13 protein-coding genes are annotated in these 14,277 nt (G+C 60.5%); 5 read left to right on the top strand and 8 right to left on the bottom strand.

The annotated features are described in order from the left end of the window. Positions 1-103: 103 nt before the first annotated feature. On the top strand, positions 104-1,633 hold the full coding sequence (locus ACZ9IM_RS00355) for an FAD-dependent oxidoreductase (RefSeq protein WP_427624188.1): 1,530 nt from the start codon (positions 104-106) through the stop codon (positions 1,631-1,633). A 173-nt stretch (positions 1,634-1,806) separates the two neighbouring features. Here the strand turns inward: ACZ9IM_RS00355 and pgaD are convergent, their stop codons facing one another. From pgaD to ACZ9IM_RS00325, 6 genes are all read right to left on the bottom strand, one after another. After that, positions 1,807-2,334: a poly-beta-1,6-N-acetyl-D-glucosamine biosynthesis protein PgaD gene (gene pgaD / locus ACZ9IM_RS00350; protein ID WP_427624187.1), complete on the bottom strand. Its 528-nt coding sequence runs from the start codon at positions 2,332-2,334 to the stop codon at positions 1,807-1,809. Beyond that, positions 2,331-3,686 (bottom strand): poly-beta-1,6-N-acetyl-D-glucosamine synthase, encoded by a 1,356-nt coding sequence (gene pgaC / locus ACZ9IM_RS00345; protein ID WP_008068585.1) that lies wholly within the window; start codon positions 3,684-3,686, stop codon positions 2,331-2,333. Before pgaC ends, pgaD begins: the two co-directional genes overlap by 4 nt. Position 3,687: 1 nt before the next feature. Further along, positions 3,688-5,685 (bottom strand): poly-beta-1,6-N-acetyl-D-glucosamine N-deacetylase PgaB, encoded by a 1,998-nt coding sequence (gene pgaB, locus ACZ9IM_RS00340; protein WP_476223157.1) that lies wholly within the window; start codon positions 5,683-5,685, stop codon positions 3,688-3,690. 12 nt (positions 5,686-5,697) lie between these two features. Beyond that, positions 5,698-8,178, bottom strand: a complete 2,481-nt coding sequence (pgaA, locus tag ACZ9IM_RS00335; protein ID WP_476223156.1) for a poly-beta-1,6 N-acetyl-D-glucosamine export porin PgaA — start codon at positions 8,176-8,178, stop codon at positions 5,698-5,700. Positions 8,179-8,642: 464 nt separating this feature from the next. Beyond that, the gene (locus ACZ9IM_RS00330; protein ID WP_476223155.1) at positions 8,643-10,154 is read right to left on the bottom strand and encodes a YdgA family protein; all 1,512 of its coding nucleotides are present in this window, start codon (positions 10,152-10,154) and stop codon (positions 8,643-8,645) included. 282 nt (positions 10,155-10,436) lie between these two features. Beyond that, entirely contained in the window at positions 10,437-11,072 is a 636-nt protein-coding gene (locus ACZ9IM_RS00325) for a hypothetical protein (protein WP_008068581.1), read from the bottom strand. A 232-nt stretch (positions 11,073-11,304) separates the two neighbouring features. On the opposite strand from ACZ9IM_RS00325, the gene ACZ9IM_RS00320 reads away from it, so the two are divergent. Further along, a complete protein-coding gene (locus tag ACZ9IM_RS00320; RefSeq protein ID WP_401171826.1) occupies positions 11,305-11,583 on the top strand; it encodes an antitoxin of toxin-antitoxin stability system in 279 nt (92 codons plus the stop codon). Then, positions 11,580-11,861 (top strand): type II toxin-antitoxin system RelE/ParE family toxin, encoded by a 282-nt coding sequence (locus ACZ9IM_RS00315; protein ID WP_008068579.1) that lies wholly within the window; start codon positions 11,580-11,582, stop codon positions 11,859-11,861. Before ACZ9IM_RS00320 ends, ACZ9IM_RS00315 begins: the two co-directional genes overlap by 4 nt. A 3-nt stretch (positions 11,862-11,864) precedes the next feature. Here ACZ9IM_RS00315 and ACZ9IM_RS00310 read toward each other — a convergent pair whose 3' ends face one another. Together ACZ9IM_RS00310 and ACZ9IM_RS00305 are read right to left on the bottom strand one after the other, a co-directional pair. After that, on the bottom strand, positions 11,865-12,110 hold the full coding sequence (locus tag ACZ9IM_RS00310) for a DUF2789 domain-containing protein (RefSeq protein ID WP_007899563.1): 246 nt from the start codon (positions 12,108-12,110) through the stop codon (positions 11,865-11,867). Between the two features lie 135 nt (positions 12,111-12,245). Further along, on the bottom strand, positions 12,246-12,713 hold the full coding sequence (locus ACZ9IM_RS00305; RefSeq protein ID WP_007899556.1) for an aminoacyl-tRNA deacylase: 468 nt from the start codon (positions 12,711-12,713) through the stop codon (positions 12,246-12,248). 210 nt (positions 12,714-12,923) lie between these two features. Here ACZ9IM_RS00305 and ACZ9IM_RS00300 point away from each other — a divergent pair, with 210 nt between their 5' ends. Then, the gene (locus ACZ9IM_RS00300; protein WP_218396769.1) at positions 12,924-13,451 is read left to right on the top strand and encodes an NfeD family protein; all 528 of its coding nucleotides are present in this window, start codon (positions 12,924-12,926) and stop codon (positions 13,449-13,451) included. 22 nt (positions 13,452-13,473) lie between these two features. After that, on the top strand, positions 13,474-14,232 hold the full coding sequence (locus tag ACZ9IM_RS00295; RefSeq protein WP_008009522.1) for a slipin family protein: 759 nt from the start codon (positions 13,474-13,476) through the stop codon (positions 14,230-14,232). Positions 14,233-14,277 lie beyond the last annotated feature (45 nt).

Raw genomic sequence — 14,277 nt, 5'->3', positions numbered from 1 at the left:
CTGGCAAACTATAGCCGGACCGTTCGTGCGCTGGCAGCAGAATTGGCTGAACCTGGGAATAAGCGCCAAACTCCTAAGTGAAACACTTGCCAGGAGATCGATCATGGCCCTGCATCGCGTCGCCCGTTTCGCCGATGTCCCCCAAGACCGTGGCCTTGAAGTCCGGATCGATAAGACAAAAATCGTCTTGCTGCGGCTCGGCGATCAATTGCGTGCCTATCAGGGCAAATGTCCCCACGCCGGGGCTCCCTTGGCCAAAGGTGCGCTGTGTGAGGGGCGACTGATCTGCCCGTGGCACAAGGCGGCGTACCGGCTCGAAGACGGCGCGTTATGCGAGCCACCGTCCCTGGACAGTCTGCGACGCTACCCGCTTGAAATCCGCGACGATGAGGTCTGGGTCGATGACCAGCCGATGCCCACCGCGAGCACACCGCCGGCTGATGATAAGCGGACCTTTGTCATTATCGGCGCCGGTGCCGCCGGTACGGCTTGTGCCGCAGCGCTACGGGAGAAAGGCTTCGGCGGCCGGGTAATGCTGATCGACCGTGAGCCCGAGGCAGGCTACGACCGTACGGTATTGAGCAAATTCGTGATTGCAGGCGAGATGCCGCCAGATGAAGTCCCGCCTCTGCGCGATGAAAGTTTTTATCGCGAACAACGCATTGAACAGATAAACAGCGATGTGATGGGCCTGGATGCAGCGAACCGGACTCTGCGCCTGGCCGATGGTCAATCGTTGAACTATGACGCCGCCGTGATTGCCACCGGCGGCATCCCCAAAACCCTGTCGCTGCCTGGCGCCGATCTGCCGCAGGTATTCGTGCTGCGCTCGAAGGCGCAGGCGCAGCGGATTCTGACGAGTGCAAAACCCGGTCAACGGGCAGTGATCGTTGGTGACAGTTTCATCGCTCTGGAGTCCGCCTCTTCCCTGCGTCAGTACGGCCTGGATGTCACTGTCCTGGCCCGCCATGCCATCCCGTTTGAGGCGCACTTCGGCGATGCCGTCGGCAAAGCGATTCGTGCCCTGCACGAGGCCAACGGCGTGGTGTTTCATACCGATGGCGAAGCGGCCCGGATCGAAGGCGCAGGCAAAGTCGAAGCAGTGCTGCTGGACAATGGTCAGCGCTTGCCGGCGGATCTGGTGCTGGTCGGCATTGGCGTCACCCCGGCAACGACCCCGTTTGCCGATTTGCCCAAAGAAAAGGATCTGTCGTTGAAGGTCGACGGCGGGATGCGCGTAACCGACGGGCTCTGGGCCGTCGGCGACATCGCGACCTTCCCGCTCAACGGCCAGCCGCAACGGATCGAGCACTGGCGCCTGGCCCAGCAACAGGCGCGGATTGCCGCGGCGAACATGCTCGGCGGCGACGAACGCTACCTCGACGTACCGTATTTCTGGACCTGGCACTTCGGCAAAAACTACGACTACCTCGGTCACGCCCAGGCCTGGGACGAGGTCGAGTTCAAGGGTGATCCTGACCATCCACCGTTTATTGGCCTGTTCGGCAAGAACGGTGTGGTGGCGGCGGCCGTGGCCTGCGATGAAGAGCGGGCGATGGCGATGCTCGCTGAACGGATGAAGCAGCCGTTGTCGGTGGATGAGGCCTGGCGGCTGATTCGGGACATGAGTTGACGGCTGTTTCCCCGCCAATCACGTAAACCTCTGTGGCAAGGCGCAAACCTGTGGCGAGGGGGCTTGCCCCCGTTCGTCTGCGAAGCAGACGCAAAATCTCTAATTTACCAACGATCTTGTGAGTGCTTCGCACTCAAACGGGGGCAAGCCCCCTCGCCACAGGGAATGCGAATCTAGACGTGGCTCATTGGCTCGCGGTTGTCGTCATCTTCGGCTGGCAGGCGGATTACCAGCGGATGCTCCAGCGGGGCTAAAGGCGGCGGTAGGTCAGCCGGGTCGACCGGGAAGAAGTGCGTAACGACATGACTGACATCGCCATCCTGATCGTTATGAATGGTCATCGAACCCGGCGTGCGCAGTTTCGCCAGCCGGTCGCCGCTCAGCTTGAAGCTTTTGCTGAGCCCCTGGTCATCCACCACCGGCGCCGGCAAACGGCGCTGGGCGAAGCTCTTGCTTTTGCGCTGTTGATAACGCGCCCACGTGATCAGGATCATCGCGTTCAACAACGCCACCCACAGGTAAATCTGCAACGTGCCGAGGGCGTCGAAAAACGACGCATCGATGCGCGGGCCGTCATGGGTATCGATCAACGGCCACAACCCCCGCACCAGTAAATACAGCAGACCGACCCAAGCCAGCACGGTTAAGAAGACATCGATCACGACCAGAAAGGGCCGCTGCCGGGTTCTGATGATTTTCATTTGATGACTTCCTCTTCATCGTCATTCAGCGGCTTGATGCCCCGATCCGGACTGACCCAACGCGCGCGCTTCTGATGTTGACCGAACAGCACTTTCGGGAAGCTGACCAGGGTGGTAAGCAGGCTGATGAGCCAGAACACCAGCGGATACCAGACCACCCAGAACATGGTCTTGCCGAGGCCCTTTTCGTAACGGCGATCGATCAGGATGCTGACCGCGAATTGCACCAGGCAGACCACTGCCAATAGCAGCCCGGTAAACGCCGGTGGCATCAGGTGATCAACGGCAATGGCGGGCGGCATCTCGATGAATTTGCCAACGCCCCAGAAAATCACCGACAGCAGAAAGGTGAAGGCCCAGCCGGTGGAGAGGCAGTATTCGAACAGCAGCGGCCAGAGGTAACGATGGCGGTATTGCCAGATGCCACGGATGTTTTTGAACAGCACCTCGGCGCCGCCCTGGGCCCAACGCAGACGCTGTTTCCACAGGCCGCCGAGGGTTTCCGGCATCAGAATCCAGCACAACGCGCGGGGCTCGTAGAAAATGCTCCAGTGATCCAGTTGCAGCTTCCAACTGATGTCGATGTCTTCGGTGATCATGTCCGGGCTCCAGTAGCCGACCCGGTTCAGCGCCGTGCGACGGAAGGCGACGATCACCCCGGAGACGGTAAAGATCCGCCCGAATACCCGTTGGGTGCGCTTGATCAGGCCGATGATCGACGAGAACTCGCCGACCTGTACGCGGCCGATCAAGGTCGAACGGGTGCGGATTCGCGGGTTGCCGGTCACGGCGCCGAGGCGCGCATTGTCGAGCATCGGCGCCACCAGATACGCCGCGGTGTTCGGCGCCAGCAATGCGTCGCCGTCGATGCACACCAGATACTCGCTGCGCGCCGCAATGGCGCCCATGCGCAGGGCCACGGCCTTGCCCTGATTCTCCGCCAGGTGCAGCACCCGCAGACGCGGATCCTGCGCCGCCAGTGCATCGAGCACCGCGGCGGTGTTGTCCTTGGAGCCGTCGTTGATCGCGATCACTTCGATGTTCGGGTAATGCTGGGCCAGCGCCGCATGGATGGTATCGGCCGCGTTGTCGCCTTCGTTGTAGCAAGGGATCAGGATCGAGATCAGCGGTTCGCCGGCCAGCGCTGGCGGCAAAGTGTCGTCCTGCCACGGCCAGTGCCGCTCCCAATGCAGCCAGAAATACAGGCCGCCGGCGATCCACAGTCCCGACATGAACAGTGGATAAAAGAACACGAAGTCCATCAGGAATTGCCCGGTGAGCAGAAAGATCAGCCCGAGGGGAACCCCAAGGACGATCGCCAGAACCAGCAGGGCTAAAAGTCTGTCCAGCATGTTATGGATTCCACTTGTTGGAGAGCGCGGGCCGCACGGTTTTCAGGTCCGGCTGGTTCTCAAGGAAGTTGTCCGGGTAGTAGCCGAAACTGGTGGCGCCCTGACGCTTGAGGCGGCCCATCCACTCAGCCAACTGTTCGCCGTCGATGTCGGCGTCGGTTTTTTTCGTCCAGTCACGGGCCTGCAATTCGAACACCGTGCGCTCGAGTGCGCCGGGGCGCGATTTCACCGTTGCCACCAGCGTTTCGAGCCAAGGGCCGGATTGTTTGCGGCTCTGTTTTTCCATGAGTGGCATGGCCATCGGCGCCGTCCAGTCGTAGGCGCCCAGGAAGTCGTCGAGGTTCTGCGCGAACCAGGCTTCGCTCTCGGGGTTGAGCATTGGCTCGGCGAAAATATTGCGCGCCGTTCTTACTTGCGGGCCGCGAATGGCGCGGACCTTGGCGGTCAGTTCGTGAGTGAAATCGATCAGGTAGCGGCTCTTGAAACGCGTCCAGCGCTGCAAGGTGGCCGGATCGTCACGCAGGGCGGCAATCGAACCCGGCAGACCGTTGGCGGCGTAAACCTTCAGGGCTTCAGGGCCGGCGTCTTCGAAGTCCGACAGCACCGCGTCATCGTGATAGAGGATGCCGTCGACCGAGGTCAGGCGCGCCATGTCTTCGTAGATTTCACCGATGATGCGCCGCACGTTCGGGTCGAATGGCGACAAGCGCTTGTACTGGTCCGGATCGATCGAGGTGATGCCGGTTTTCGGGTCCCAACGAGTGACCCGTGGCAGCTTCGAATCCAGGGCAAAACTCAGCACCGGCATCCAGGCATAGACTTTGACCTGAGCCCGAGTGCGCAACTGCCAGGCCACGCGGTCGAAGATATCGGCGCGCATCGGCAGGTGCCGGTTGGGGAAGTACAGCGAGTGCACCAGGCCATCGCCGGCAGGGTCGGCGAAGGCTTGCAGAAACACCGTGTTGGCGCCCATGTCGGCCATGCGCTGGATCAGTTTGCCGAGGTTGATTTCCTGTTGGGCCGGGTCCGGGTCGTAGACGTTGTCCAGGTCCACATGCACCACGCGCATCGGCGATTCGGTCTGCACCGAAACGATGCTGTTGGCGAAGTGTTCGCCATCCGGGTCCGAGGCCACCAGAAAGCGCGGGCTGCTCATCAGGTTGTCGAGGGCATCGAGGCCATCTTCCAGAGTCAGGGCCATCTGATAACCCTGCTCGTTGACCACTTGCAGCGAAGTGCCGTCCGCCGCGCCATAGGGCCAGACCCAGACACGCGGTTTGTAACCGGTGACCTTGAGAATCTTCTCCGAGATGGCCGCCACATCGGCGCGCATCCGGGCCTGGAATTGCGCTTCGGTTTCATAGCGACCGGTAGCCGCGTCATAGCGCCGGGTCGCGGCCGCCGGTTGCAGGTTGCCTTGCGGGTTGGCCAACACGCCTTTGTGGTTGGCGTCGGTGTGGGCGGCGATTTCCACCAGGCCGGATCGGGAAATTTCGCGGATCTGCTCCCAGGTCAGGAAGTCCGAACGCTTGCGCGGTGTACCGGCGAAATCCACCGGCTGGTTCAGCGGCGTATCGATCCATACCCCGACCGGCGCCAGCAAGGCGGGCCAGTTATAGGCGCGCAGCACCGGCAAAACGCGGGTGTAGAAGCTCGAATAGCCATCGTCGAAACTCAACACGATCGCCCGTGGCGGTAGCTCGGGGCCACCGTTGCGAGCGGCCATGATCTGGTTGATGGTGACCGGCTTGTAGTTGTTCTCCCGCAGCCACGCCAGTTGCTCGAGCAGACGCTCGGTGCGCACGGCCACCACCGCCTGATCGGGGTCACGGTCTTCAACATCGTGGTAAGCGATCCCGAGTACGTGGTTTTTCGGCCACGGCTTTTCATTGGCCGGCATCGGACGTTCGGACGGCGGTGCGAAGGCTGGGGCTTGCTGGGCGCAGGCGCTGATCAACAGCACTCCCAGCAAAAGGATGAAACGCGAAATAAAAGGCATCTTCAAACTCTTCTAGAAGCGGTAAGTGAGGTCGACGAGCAGGCGCAGATCGGTTTCGCGGTCGCCGTCATAAGGCCGGTTGATCACGCTCAGCAGGCCGCCCACCTCGAATACGTCGTTCCAGCTGTAGCGCTGGCCGTAACCCAACAGGCCGACGCCGCCGGTCCCGTGATCGCGCTGGCTATAGGTGCCCGCACCGGCCTGGAACTGCTGGCTCCAGGAGGTTTCGTAGCGGTGGTAGAGCACGTGATTGACGTTCACCGTCGGCAGCACGCTGAAGTCGGATTTGGGGTTGAAATACGGCACGTCGTCGGACTTGGAGTTATGGCTGGTGCCGACCTCCAGGCCGAGGTCGACCTGCAACCCCGGCGCGCGGTAAACACCCTCGCGACCGGTGAGCAAGGCTTCGACACGGTTGTTGCCGTCGCTGAAGTGCGAGGGGCTGAGCGCCAGTCTCCACTCACGGCTCTCATTGGCGCGCCAACGGATGAAACCGCTGCCGCCGTTGGCGGTGATGTCGCTGTTCAAGGCCCGCAACGGCGTTTGCGCCGACAGGTATTCGAGGCTGCCGCCGTACTGCCAGTGATCGTCGATGTCTCGGGCAATCGCCAGGCGCGCGCCCTGTTTGTCACCGAAGCCATAGGAATGGTTGGAGACTTCTGCCTCCAGGGTCATATCGCGAGTCCGGCGTTCTAGCCCGACGCGCTGAAAACGATGGTGGCCGGTGCCTTCCTGGAAGTCGCCGGTGGCGTAACCGGCACCGGCGAACACGCGCCAGTCTTCATCGATGGGGGGGCTGTACAGCGTGGTTTCGATGCCGAAATCGCGACTGCCGTTGACCGCCCCGGCGTCGCCGTTGCCCCCGCCATAACTCTTGCCGCCGTAGGCCTCCACCCGCAGCTCGGCCATGTCATGGACCGCACGCTGGCGCTGCAAACGCTGGACCTGACGGTTGTCCGGAAAACGCGCGACCACATCGTCGGTCAGCGCATCCATCTGCCGCCACTCCTGCAGATCCATGGCGGTGTGACCTTGCGCAACTTCCAGCCCGATGTCCCGCGGCGCCATGCTCTCGGTTTCCTTGAGCTGATTCTCGGCGCGCCGTGGCCAGTCCCGGGCCAGGTACAGATCGGCCTGGGCCAGACGCAGGCCGAGGTTGCCCGGGGCCTGATCCACCAGCGTCTGCAAACGCTGCTCACCCGACGGCAGATCAGCGCCGTAGGTGCCGGCCTGGGCAGCGAGTTGCTGCGCGTCCATCCATTCATCGTTGGGATTGCCCACCGGCAAGCCCTTGAGCTCGATCCGTGGCTTCTGGGTCTTGGCCAAGTCCTCGGCGACCTGACGTGCTTCATCGGCCTTATCGCTTTCGAGCAAGGCGTAATAGAGCGCGGTACTGTCTTCCAGACGGTCGCCGACATCGGCATCCGGCGCCACCAGCACCTGACGATACAAATCGGTGGCGATTTCTGGCTGACGCTGGTCCAGATAAGACGACGCCACCCAACGCAAGGCATAGGTCGGAATCTTCACACCTTCGGCGAGCAATTTCTGGTATTCGGCGATCACATCAGCGGTGCGCGCGCGGGCCTTGAGGGCGCCCATGCGATCGATTCGCCAGCGGATGACGTCATCGTGGGCCTGAAGATCCGGCGTCCAGGTCGTCAGCAACTGGTCGTAATCGGCCAGAGCCCGATCAGCGATCAGATAACGTTCTTTTTCGCTGCGGGTGGCCAGCTCGGCCAGCCGCACGCGTTCTGCGGCCAGATCACCTTCAAGACGTCGCAGCGTGACCGGATCCAGCAGCCCCGGCCGCTGACGCGCCAGGCGCAAGGCCGGTTCTGGCAGGCGGGCGCGTTGCAGGGCAATCACGTATTCCCGAGCGACGTCGGGCTTGCTGCCGGCGCGGATGAAAGCCTGGTCGTATTCAAACAATGCGTCGTAGGTGGCACCGGCGCGAGTCAAGGCGTAGGCCAGGGCCAAGCGGCGGGAAGGGTCATCCGGTTTCGCCGCCACCAGCGCCCTGGCGCGGGCAACCGCCTCGTCAGGCTTACCGGCGTCGGCCTGGGTCATCGCCAACCCCAGCTGCAGGTCGGCATTTTTCGGGTCAAGAGCCAGAGCCTTGTTGTATACCTGGGTCGCCGAGTCCCAGCGCTTGAGGTTGCGATAGGCACGCGCGGTAGCGGTCAGGGCCTGAACCGGCAACGCCCGATTGTGCCCCTGGGTTTCATAGACCCGAACCACTTCAGCGTCCAGGCCTGCCCAGCTGGCGATCTGCAAGTGATCGCTGATCTGGCCGGTGGTGGCCTGGTTGACTGGCACCTGGCGCAATACAGCCAGCGCAGGCGTGTAGTTGCCGGCTCGTGCATCGCGAACCATTTGGTCATAAGGCGTATCGGCGAACGCCAGCACCGGCCACAGCAATTGGCCGCACAGCGCAACGCGAAACAAGGGGCGTAAACCACGATGAATAAAGGGACCTGCAATACACGGCATTCGTCAGCATCCTTACATGGCCAGCCGGGTCGCAATGTCCCTTTGCCCATTCGTAGCGGAAAGCCGGATCGAAAGACCCGGCCAGGCTTTATCGACGCAGTTTTGCATGCAAGCGTAGTCGACTATCCAGAGCACAATAATTATTCAGATTCTTGACGCTCGGGCCTTCTCTGGTACCAGTCAGCCAAGCGCAGCCCCTGTGGGAGCGAGCCTGTGGCGAGGGGGCTTGCCCCCGTTTGAGTGCGTAGCACTCACACGATCTTTGATACATCACAGATTTTGGGGCAGCTTCGCGGCCCACCGGGGGCAAGCCCCCTCGCCACAGGCCCGCTCCCACAGGTTCCGTGCCTTGATTGACTGACATTGGAACCTCCTCCCCCTCTCCCCGTTTCCAAACCCCAGACAGCAAAACGCCCGGCGTCTGCGTAATGCAGAGGCCGGGCGTTGCGGTGAGGCCTGCAGTTTTACTGGATGCTGACGTCGCCCGTGCCGCCGAGTTTGCTCATCACGAAGCCGACAAATTCCTCGAGGGTCATTTTCTGGCCGTTGAAGTCCACCTGATTGTTGGTGTAGTGCAGCTTGGTGACGACGTTGTTACCGTCCAGTTTCGCCAGTTGCGTGCCCACCGCCATGCTGCTGAACATGTCGGCGGTTGCGCTCGCCTGATCGGCAATGAGCTTGGCGTCGGTCTGACCGTCGATTTGCGATTGCACGGTGAGCACGTCAACCAGCATTGGCTTGGACACCAAGAGGTTGAAGTCCAGCAGCGCGATCAATTGCTTGACCAACTGGTCTGGCGGCAGGTCCATGGACTGCGGTTTGGTCAGGTCCAGCACCAGGTTGGCGCGGCTTTCGCCGTTGCTGGTGTTGAACGACAGGTTTTCCAGGGCCACCTGGGGACCTGCGGCCAGCAGTTTCTCCAGGCCGGTCTTGACCTGCGCCTCTTCAGCCGGGGTCAGGTTCAGCTCCGGCGCCGGTTCACCGGCGGCAGCGGCTTCAGCGGCGGCCCTTTCGTAGGGTTGCAGTTTGGTCTGGTAGATCTGCATCAGCGACATCGTTGACGGGATGTCGAGGTTTTTCAGGCTCATGGCCATCTTCGCAGAGCCGATAACCTTGCCGTTCAAGGACACTTCACCGACCTTGTAATCGGCACGCCCCGAAGCGTTGGTACCCGTTTCCTCGGTCTGGTTCTTCATTTCAAAGTTCTTGACGCCGAGTACCGATTGCTTGGCGCCGAAGGTGGTTTTGCTGCTGGTCAGCACAACGGTGTTTTCGCCGGTGTAATAGCCGTACGTGCTTTTGTTCAGGTTACTGGCCACGGTCAAGCCGTTGAGCTCGACCTGCACCGGGGTCTGATCTTCAGCCACGGTGGTCAGCTTCAGGCTGTCCATATAACCGTCTGCCTTGACCTTTTGCGCCTGGGCACTGGCGGCTACATCGAGTTTCATACCGGAAAAGGTCAGATTGGATTTGTCATCCAGTGCTGTTTCCAGCGGCAGAAACTCGAGGGTGCCCTTGGTGGAGTTGTCGTAGCCGATGTTAACCACGCCTTTGACCGGGGATTTGTCCTTGGCGGCAGCGAACCACTTTTCGGTCAGTGGGGTCTTTTCCAGCTCGTAGTGACTGGTCGCCAGGACCGGCAACCACTTCAGCGACACCAGGCGCGAGAACGGCAGCGGACCGTGTTCGATGCGGTCGACGAACAGCAACTCGACCGGTGCTTCACCAAACATCTCGCCTTCGCCCTTGAGGCGGTAGTGCGCGGTGCTGCTGAACACATGGCGATCCAGCGACACCAGTTCCAGCGACGCCGTGCCGTTGGAACCAGCCAGCGCGGCTTGCAGCTCTTTGTTGGCGTCGGTGATCGAGGTATTCAGCACCCCATCGAGTTTGCTGCCGGTGTACCACGCACCGCCAGCGCTGATTGCACCGATGGCCACGACAATTCCTAGAAGCACGCCTGCTGATTTATTCATGAAGTACCCGTTCAATGTCCGTTGTTGAAAATGTGGTCGTCTTCCCTGAACCCATGGCGGGTTGCGGTCACGACTGCGCTGAAAGTGGGATGGAGATTAGCATTTGCTCCGCAAAGCGGCCCAATGATTAAAGGTGAAAGAGTGTCTATGGATCGCGCATGGGGGCGAGAGTTTTGGTGGTCATGAGATCGCCATCGCGGGCAAGCCCGCTCCCACAAGGATTGCGCTGAACCTGTGGGAGCGGGCTTGCCCGCGATGGCGTCAGTCCTGCCAACATCAAACTCAGGAATACTGAACCTCAATCTCATCCAATTGATGATCAAAGCTCTTGAGCCGGGCGGTCCACGTATACACCAGCACTTCAAAATCCCGATTGATCACCGCCCCGCCGGTCACTTCCGCGCGCGGGTCGCAGAAATCCAGCTGATAGCGTTCACGGGCCATGGCGTTGGCGACATCCGATAGCTCTCGCGCATTGTTGAGCCAGTGCCACCCTTCATCGGCCACTTGCTTGTCCAGCGCCAGGCATTGTTTTTTCAAGGTTTCGAGGCTTTTTTCCAGCGGCGTGCCGGTGAGTTCGCCCATGACTTCCTGGAACGTGCGCCCCGGTTGCCAGTAACTGCCCCAGAAATACCGGTCGAACACCGTTTCGACGCGACGCAAAGCCACCTTGGTGTCCCAGATCAGCACCAGGGTCTTGCCTTGTTCAAGTTGTCGCTTCTTGATGCGCTGGTTCTGTAATGAAGCCCAGGCGACCACCACGATAGCCATCACGGCGATCAACGCCGCCGCGCTGTCGAGGAATATCAGCGCCGTGTCGAGCTGGTGGGCCAGCATGACGCCGTAGAAATAGGTGGCCGACAGCAAAACCAATGCCGCAATGGCGCACCAGAAGCCGGGAGCGTAAGGGTTTTTCATTATTAGATCCCCATGATCAACGCAAGCCTTGATCGACGGGTTCGCCACGCGCCCCCATCAAGTCAAAGCATAGCAACGGCCTCAGGGTTTGCCGGGGTGTGACCCTTGCGTTCGTCCGCTTTCCCGGCCGCAATGCAAGGAACGTCCGTCTGTCGTGACGTGTACAAGCTTGAACCAAAGAATGTAGTGAAGATGTATATACTTCGTCAGTACATATTCCGAGGACTTGGACATGTCAAAACAAGCCGTTTTTACGATGAAACTCGAACCCGAATTGCGTGAACAGTTCATGGCCGAAGCAGAAGCTTCTCATCGTCCTGCCTCTCAAATCGTCAGGGAAATGATGCGTCAATTCGTTCAAACCCAACGAGAATCGCGCGAGTACGAAGCGTTCCTGCAACGTAAGGTCGATAAGGCCCGAGTGTCCATGCGCGCTGGGGATGGCCTGACCAATGAAGAAGTTGAAGCAGAATTCACTGCCAGGCGAGTGCGAGCAACCATACAAGAATGAAGATAATCTGGACGCCAACAGCAGCACAGGATCGTGCAGACATTTGGGATTACCTGCATGCCGTCAACCCGCAAGCCGCCATCGACATGGACAACCGCTTCAAGGACGCGATATCCCGCATTGCCCAATACCCAGAAAGCGGCCCTGGCGGAATCATTGCAGGTACCCGCGAGTTAATTCCACATCAGAGCTATCGTGTCGTTTATGAACTGGGGCCAGACGCGATCTGGATACTCGCTCTAGCGCATACGTCCCGACAGTGGCCACCAGAAAGATGATTGTTACACCCCCCGCCCCTTCCTCAACATCACATCCAGCTGATCCACCACCTCCGCCCAATCGGCATCATCCAGAATCTCCTCACGCAGCAGCTCTGCCTGGCTCTCGCTCCAGAAGAACGCGTCGGCCAGGTGCAGTTCGGGTTTGAGCGGTGAATGGGTGGCGATGAATTTATCGATGCTTTCGGCGTCATCCGGCAGGCCGAGTTGTTTGAACAGGGATGGGAGGCTGTGGGTTGGGGATTCCATGTCGGGCTCCTTGGTGATCGCTTATTGGATGGGTGACCGCGGTGCGGCTATTCGCGGGCAAGCCCGTACCCGCAGGGTTTTCGCAAGTCCTGTAGGAGCGAGGCTTGCCCGCGAAGACGTCAGTCGGGGCGACTGTTATGCCGAAAGACTCAACTCGCACACTTCGGCATGCGGCACCATTTTCAAGAATTCCGGCACGCTCATGTGTACCAGGTTGTTGTGGTTGCCGGCTTCCAGGTAAATATCTTTCTGCCGGGTCAGCTGTGGGTCGATGACCATGTCCATCCCGTAGGATTCACCCAGTGCAGGCACGGCGCCGCGTTCGCAATCGTCGAACAGGTGCGGCAGGTTGCTTTCCCGGGTGACTTGCCATTCGCTGCTGCCACGGACTTTGCTCAGGTCCAGGTGACGGCTGGCAGGCAGCACGGCCATCAAGTAATGCCCGTGGCGGTCGTCGAGGATCACCGATTTGGCGACCCGTTCGGCAGGGATACCCGCGAGCCGAGCCGTTTCAAGGCTGCTGGCCGAGTGCGGGTGGGAAACGATGTCATATTCGCAGTGGGCCTTGTCCAGGCTGTTCTGCACGGTTTTTGCCATACGCATGATGCACCTCGGTGTCCGCAGCAACGAATCGCGGACGATGGTTAACTTTTGCCTCCCTTAAAAGTCTAGGCCCGCTGGTGGGATCCGGCGGGAAATCCGCCCGTCGGACGCTGTCGACACTGGTCAAAATTCATACCAATGCAGGGTCAACTAGACTTGTATACAGAGTCATGAACGGCTCGCGGACGGATGACTCTCCCGGAGGGTCAAGTGAACATGCGTTGCTGTGCAATTACGCTGCTGCTGGCCCTGAGCGGACCGGTTTTCGCGGCGGACACTCTCGTGGTGCTGGTTCCCGATCCCCTCGGGCTCTGGTTGATCACCTTCGGCATTGCGTTTCTGATCGCCGAGGCGGCCTTGCCCAATTACGGCGTGGTCGGCCTGGGCGGCCTTGTGATGTTCGTGATTGGGGCAGTGATTCTGACTAACGCCGAAGTCCCTGTTCCGTTGATGATCGGCTTGGGACTGATCAGCGCACTGCTACTGATTTTCCTGGTGATCCGCGCCTTGAAAACCCGACCGCGCCGCAACGTCAGCGGTGACGCCGAAATACTGGGCGCCGTGACGCCGATAACGTCGTTGCAGGCCGGTAACGCTTATATCGGCTGGGTGCACCTGCAAGGCGAGCAATGGCAGGCAATGAGCGAAACACCGCTGCAACCGGGTCAACAGGTCCGGGTAGTGGCACGCAAGGGTCTACTGCTGGAAGTGGTCGCGGCTGACGCGGCGCCCGTATGAACAATGATGGCGGAGAATAGTCATGGGTCTGCAACTGGGTTTTGCCGCGCTGCTGTTACTGCTGATTGCACTGGCGGGGTCGACCTTCCGTATCCTGCGCGAATACGAACGCGGCGTGGTGTTCCAGCTCGGACGCTTCTGGCAGGTCAAGGGCCCTGGCCTGATCCTGCTGATTCCAGTGGTCCAGCAAATGGTTCGCGTCGACCTGCGTACCGTGGTGCTCGACGTACCGCCGCAAGACGTCATCACCCGGGACAACGTCTCGGTCAAGGTCAATGCGGTGCTGTATTTCCGCGTGCTCGATCCGCAAAGGGCGATCATTCAGGTCGAAGACTTTCTCATGGCCACCAGCCAACTGGCCCAGACCACATTGCGGGCGGTGCTCGGTAAACATGAACTCGATGAATTGCTGGCCGAACGGGAACGGCTGAACGTCGACATCCAGCAAGTACTCGATGCGCAGACCGACGCCTGGGGCATCAAGGTGGCCAACGTCGAGATCAAGCACGTGGACCTCAACGAATCGATGATTCGCGCCATCGCCAAGCAGGCCGAGGCCGAGCGGGAACGTCGGGCCAAGGTGATCCACGCCGAAGGCGAGTTGCAAGCCTCGGAAAAACTCATGCAGGCCGCCGAAATGCTCGGACGCCAGCCGGGTGCCATGCAGCTGCGTTACATGCAGACGCTGAGTTCGATTGCCGGGGATAAAAGTTCGACCATCGTCTTTCCGCTGCCGATCGAATTGCTCAAGGGGATGGCGGATTTGTCGTCCAAGCCTTGATGCACCGATGACCTGTGGCGAGGGAGCTTGCTCCCGCTGGGTCGC

Source organism: Pseudomonas sp. TE12508 (assembly GCF_056279485.1).
Note: the sequence above shows the minus strand (reverse complement) of the source record. Positions and strands in the feature narration are given on the sequence as shown.

What these genes read in the sequence shown, in the direction of transcription:
- ACZ9IM_RS00355 (WP_427624188.1), top strand. Translation starts at nt 104, where the DNA reads ATGGCCCTGCATCGCGTCGCCCGTTTCGCCGATGTCCCCCAAGACCGT.
- pgaD (WP_427624187.1), bottom strand. Translation starts at nt 2,334, where the DNA reads ATGAAAATCATCAGAACCCGGCAGCGGCCCTTTCTGGTCGTGATCGAT.
- pgaC (WP_008068585.1), bottom strand. Translation starts at nt 3,686, where the DNA reads ATGCTGGACAGACTTTTAGCCCTGCTGGTTCTGGCGATCGTCCTTGGG.
- pgaB (WP_476223157.1), bottom strand. Translation starts at nt 5,685, where the DNA reads ATGCCTTTTATTTCGCGTTTCATCCTTTTGCTGGGAGTGCTGTTGATC.
- pgaA (WP_476223156.1), bottom strand. Translation starts at nt 8,178, where the DNA reads ATGCCGTGTATTGCAGGTCCCTTTATTCATCGTGGTTTACGCCCCTTG.
- ACZ9IM_RS00330 (WP_476223155.1), bottom strand. Translation starts at nt 10,154, where the DNA reads ATGAATAAATCAGCAGGCGTGCTTCTAGGAATTGTCGTGGCCATCGGT.
- ACZ9IM_RS00325 (WP_008068581.1), bottom strand. Translation starts at nt 11,072, where the DNA reads ATGAAAAACCCTTACGCTCCCGGCTTCTGGTGCGCCATTGCGGCATTG.
- ACZ9IM_RS00320 (WP_401171826.1), top strand. Translation starts at nt 11,305, where the DNA reads ATGTCAAAACAAGCCGTTTTTACGATGAAACTCGAACCCGAATTGCGT.
- ACZ9IM_RS00315 (WP_008068579.1), top strand. Translation starts at nt 11,580, where the DNA reads ATGAAGATAATCTGGACGCCAACAGCAGCACAGGATCGTGCAGACATT.
- ACZ9IM_RS00310 (WP_007899563.1), bottom strand. Translation starts at nt 12,110, where the DNA reads ATGGAATCCCCAACCCACAGCCTCCCATCCCTGTTCAAACAACTCGGC.
- ACZ9IM_RS00305 (WP_007899556.1), bottom strand. Translation starts at nt 12,713, where the DNA reads ATGCGTATGGCAAAAACCGTGCAGAACAGCCTGGACAAGGCCCACTGC.
- ACZ9IM_RS00295 (WP_008009522.1), top strand. Translation starts at nt 13,474, where the DNA reads ATGGGTCTGCAACTGGGTTTTGCCGCGCTGCTGTTACTGCTGATTGCA.